General features: G+C 44.2%; 4 protein-coding genes and 1 pseudogene. 3 read left to right on the forward strand and 2 right to left on the reverse strand.

What is annotated here, in order from left to right:
• Positions 1–201: 201 nt before the first annotated feature.
• Positions 202–351, reverse strand: a pseudogene (locus tag F6J94_RS30535) (DUF4058 family protein); the annotation flags it as partial.
• A gap of 400 nt (positions 352–751) precedes the next feature.
• Here F6J94_RS30535 and F6J94_RS30540 point away from each other — a divergent pair.
• Positions 752–2164, forward strand: a complete 1413-nt coding sequence (locus tag F6J94_RS30540) for an amidase (protein WP_293047152.1) — start codon at positions 752–754, stop codon at positions 2162–2164.
• 246 nt (positions 2165–2410) lie between these two features.
• On the opposite strand, the gene ilvC is transcribed toward F6J94_RS30540, so the two are convergent.
• A complete protein-coding gene (ilvC, locus tag F6J94_RS30545; protein ID WP_075905891.1) occupies positions 2411–3406 on the reverse strand; it encodes a ketol-acid reductoisomerase in 996 nt (331 codons plus the stop codon).
• A 489-nt stretch (positions 3407–3895) separates the two neighbouring features.
• Between ilvC and F6J94_RS30550 the strand changes: the two genes are divergently transcribed.
• Entirely contained in the window at positions 3896–4189 is a 294-nt protein-coding gene (locus F6J94_RS30550) for a ferredoxin (RefSeq protein WP_293047153.1), read from the forward strand.
• 206 nt (positions 4190–4395) lie between these two features.
• Complete coding sequence (locus F6J94_RS30555; RefSeq protein WP_293047155.1) at positions 4396–4695, forward strand: ferredoxin; 300 nt, start codon at positions 4396–4398, stop codon at positions 4693–4695.
• The last annotated feature ends 35 nt before the right edge of the window (positions 4696–4730 follow it).

Raw genomic sequence — 4730 nt, forward strand, 5'->3', positions numbered from 1 at the left:
ATTGGCATCAGAAGCATCAGGTATCGAGGGAGAAACTATCCATTTTGGACAGGGTAATGCAGTGAGCGTTCAGCATAGAAATAAAGTTTTTAGAGCCTGTTCTGGATTACCTCAATAGATTAGCATTGCTAGAAATTTTGGGACTAGTTGGTAATCTATCTCTACTTGTTGGTGTGATTGTCTTTATTGGTGGTGAGCAGGATAGACTCTTTCCTCAATTGCTACCCGATACTTCGGACGTAGTTGGGGGTTAAGGCTTTGGGCAATCAGGACAATTAGCCACTTGTGGACTTGTGACCAATATTCAGGTTTTTCCAGATAGGGATTCATCCCAGGAAAGGGTGAAGGCATATTGTGTATTGAGGCGGTGAAGTGGTATAATGATTAGATTAACGAAGAAGTCTGGCTCTTTGGTAGCTGCAACCTGGCCAGTATTTTTCGGAAACTTCCGGAAAATCACCAGGATTTGACGATGTGTTATACCAATTTATAAAATTAAGTGGTATAATAGCGTCTAAATAAAATTAATCTTAAGACAGCTAGGGTTTGGGTTAACCCCCTAAGCTGCTATATCCTTAGGATTTAAGCAACGTTTAACAAAAAGTCTCTCAAAGTCTTACTCCGTATAGCTTTGAGATTTTAATAATTCAGTTTTTACTAACTAGCATCTGAATGCCTAAAAGTTTTGCCTAGCAATACTCTTAGGCATTTTTTTTGAGAAATTAGCATCCCTTGATAGCAAAGAACCATTATGAATCAAGTTGACCTAGCCTTTACTCCAGCTCTAGACCAAGCCCAACTGATCCGCAAGGGTGAGATATCACCCCTGGAATTAGTCCAACTCTACCTTGAACGCATCGAAGCATTAAATCCCCAACTAGGGAGTTACTTCACTGTGGCGTCTGAGATGGCACTTGCGGATGCTAAAGCCAAAACCGAACAACTTGCCCAAACTACCGATACCTCTAAACTCCCTCCATTTTTTGGTGTCCCGATTGCCATTAAAGACCTCAGGGCTGTAGAAGGACTCCCTTGTAGCTTTGGTGTTGCTGCCCTCAAAGACAATATTGCTAACTATGATGATGGGGTAATCACCCGCATCAAGCAAGCTGGATTCATTATTTTAGGTAAAACCGCTACCTCTGAACTGGGTTCCTTACCCTATACCGAACCCCCAGGATTTCCACCGGCTCGCAATCCCTGGAATCTGGACTACACACCAGGGGGGTCTAGTGGCGGTTCAGCTGGAGCAGTAGCAGCTGGCTTATCTCCCATTGCCCAAGGTTCCGATGGTGGCGGTTCCCTACGCGGTCCAGCCTTTTGCTGTGGTTTGGTGGCGATTAAACCGACACGAGGTCGTATTTCTTCCGCTCCAGTAGGAGACTTTCAAAGTGGTATTGCTAGTATTGGTCCGATGGCACGGACGGTAGCTGATGCAGCTGCTTTACTGGATGTGATGTCTGGCTATATTACTGGAGACCCTTACTGGTTACCTGACCCAGAGATATCGTTTCTAGAGGCTACCCATCAACAACTGGATAATTTGCGGATTAGTTTTGCCACATCGATTAAACCAATGGGAGAAGCGTCAGCTGTATGTGAAAAGATTGTGCTGGAAACGGTGCAGCGACTGGAAGGGATGGGACATCTGGTTGAACGGGGTTGTCCAGATTTCAGTGACATAGTAGAACCATTTAAGACAGTATGGCAAGCTGGGGTAACGTCAGCAGGAATTCCCCTAGAAGCCTTAAGTCCGATTAATCGCTGGATTGCTGAACAATCCGGTACTGCTGGGGAATACTTACAAGCGGTGACTAAGCTACAAATTATAGCCCGTCAAATTGTGGGATTCTTTAACACTTATGATGTGCTAGTGTTGCCTACTTATTTACATCCACCGATTCGGGTAGGAGAATGGGACGATTTGAGTTATGAAGAAACCTTGGAGAATATTATTAATTGGATTGGACCGTGTCCACCATTTAATGCTACTGGACTTCCTGCGATCGCAATTCCTGCTGGTTTTGATGACAAGGGTTTACCTGTCGGAATTCAGTTAGTGGGACCTCCAGCATCAGAAGCAACACTATTGGCATTAGCGGCTCAGTTAGAAGCAGCAAACCCTTGGAGTCATCATCGTCCCACTATAGCAACGGAAGTATAGTTTAGGACATAATATTTTGCTTTAAAGGGAACAGGGAATAGGGAACAGGGAACAGGGAACAGAAATATGTCTTAACCTTGGCTTCGACTGCTATAAAATCTCAAATTTACAGGACTTACGCCAAATATGAGTTATTTCCCCATCCGACAAGTAAAGTCATGACGTAAGTCCTGATTATAAATAAGTCCTCAGTTAAAAAGCCCTGATTTAAGAGGTTAATAGTAAACCGTCAACAGTCAACAATGCTTAAACTTTTTTCAACCAGCTGAACATAGCGCGTAAGTCTTTACCGACTTCCTCGACGGGATGTTCTTTATTCTGACGGCGCATAGCAGTGAAGACCGGTTTACCTCCCTGATTTTCCAAGACAAATTCACGGGCGAATTGACCTGATTGAATTTCTTTGAGGATTTTACGCATCTCGGCGCGAGTTTCATCAGTAACAATCCTTGGCCCACGGGTATAGTCACCATATTCAGCAGTGTTGGAGATGCTATCCCGCATGTTAGCTAAACCACCTTCCACCACTAGGTCAACAATCAGTTTGACTTCATGAAGGCATTCAAAATAGGCCAATTCTGGTTGATAACCAGCAGCAACTAGGGTCTCAAATCCGGATTTAATCAATTCACTCAAGCCGCCACACAATACGACTTGCTCACCAAATAGGTCAGTTTCTGTTTCTTCCCGGAAGGTAGTTTCAAGAATCCCGGCACGGGTACCACCAATTCCTTTGGCGTAAGCCATGGCGCGATCGCGTGCTTGACCTGTGGCATCCTGGTAAACAGCAAATAGACAAGGTACCCCTTCTCCCTGTTCATAGGTGCGCCGCACCAAATGTCCTGGACCTTTGGGAGCAACCATGATCACATCTACGAACTCTGGGGGAACAATTTGACCAAAATGAATATTGAAGCCGTGGGCAAAGGCAATAACATTACCCTCGGTCAGATTTGGCTCAATTTCTGCCTGATAAATGGTTTTTTGCACTTCATCCGGCAGCAGGATCATCACCAAGTCAGCCGCTTTAGCAGCATCAGCCACTGTGTGGACGGTTAAGCCTGCTTCTTCAGCTTTCGTCTTAGACTTACTACCTGGATACAGTCCCACGATCACATTCATACCACTTTCTTTAAGATTAAGGGCGTGGGCGTGACCTTGAGAACCATAGCCGATGATAGCTATAGTTTTATCCGCCAGTAGGTCTAGGTTAGCGTCGGTATCGTAATACATCTGAGCCATTGCAGTTTCTGTTCCTTTTTTGCTGGTCATTGCAAACTTACCATGATACCGCAAAACCGATCTCAAGCCTGGCAAGTGATATACCTTTTTATCCATCAGCCCATCACCGGATCACCTGATGTGTGGATACAGGTCTTGGATGGTAATGATAAGTATTCCTAATTATAAATCCCTAAGGATTTTGCTGAAGTTATCTTAGGGAGATAGGATCTGTAAAAATCCTTTTAAAACTATATCTTAGAGCATTTTCATGGAGCGGTTTGAGAGCTAACTCTCTGGTGTAGATACTTGTGGAGATTATATAAGTAAAACTTATCAAATTGGGGATTAAGCCTTTCATTCTTAATCGGTCTTAATCTACTGAGAGTTTTCCCGTAGTATCAGAGATGGAGTAAAAATAAGCATGCCAAGCTCCTTCAAGCAAAGGATAGGCTTTTGCCGTATACTCACAACGTCTCTACTATTGTTTTACGAGAGGATTACTAAAACATGGCAACTTACAAAGTCACCTTGAAAACGCCAGATGGGGATCAAACCATTGACTGTCCTGAAGACGAATACATTCTCGACACTGCCGAGGAGCTAGGTGTAGATCTGCCTTATTCCTGCCGTGCGGGTGCCTGCTCTACCTGTGCTGGCAAACTAGAGAGTGGTACGATTGATCAGTCAGACCAATCTTTCCTGGATGATGAGCAAATTGCGGCTGGCTACGTTCTGACCTGTGTGGCCTACCCCACTTCTGATTGCACGATCACTACTCATCAAGAGGAAGCTCTGTACTAAGTACTAATATATGTACTAATAACAGAGGGGAAGTAGGAGAGTTTAGAAATTGGGTGTTTTACTCTTCAAGCTCTTTACTTCCCCTTAGCCGAAAATCGGGTGATGAGATGATTAGGTAATAGGGTGATGGAGAAATCACGCTAAATCGAGGAAGCTCTTTACTAAGTAATAATCTAAGTAATAATAACAAAGGGGATTAGTAAAACATGGCTACTTTCAAAGTCACCTTGAAAAATGACGCGGAAGGTATAAATACAACCATTGACGTTCCTGAAGACGAATACATTCTCGACGCTGCTGAAGAGCAAGGTTTAGATCTGCCTTATTCCTGCCGTGCGGGTGCCTGCTCTACCTGTGCTGGCAAAGTAACCAGTGGTACTGTTGACCAGTCAGACCAATCCTTCCTGGATGATGAGCAAATTGCGGCTGGCTACGTTCTGACCTGTGTGGCCTACCCCACCTCTGATTGCACGATCGAAACTCATCAAGAGGATGCTCTGTACTAAGTACTTAGTACAGAGCATCCTCTTGATGAGTTTCG

Origin of the sequence: Moorena sp. SIO1F2, assembly GCF_010672755.1 — a bacterium.
In the GTDB taxonomy this organism is placed as follows: Bacteria; Cyanobacteriota; Cyanobacteriia; order Cyanobacteriales; family Coleofasciculaceae; genus Moorena.

What these genes read in the sequence shown, in the direction of transcription:
- F6J94_RS30555 (WP_293047155.1), top strand. Translation starts at nt 4,396, where the DNA reads ATGGCTACTTTCAAAGTCACCTTGAAAAATGACGCGGAAGGTATAAAT.
- F6J94_RS30540 (WP_293047152.1), top strand. Translation starts at nt 752, where the DNA reads ATGAATCAAGTTGACCTAGCCTTTACTCCAGCTCTAGACCAAGCCCAA.
- ilvC (WP_075905891.1), bottom strand. Translation starts at nt 3,406, where the DNA reads ATGGCTCAGATGTATTACGATACCGACGCTAACCTAGACCTACTGGCG.
- F6J94_RS30550 (WP_293047153.1), top strand. Translation starts at nt 3,896, where the DNA reads ATGGCAACTTACAAAGTCACCTTGAAAACGCCAGATGGGGATCAAACC.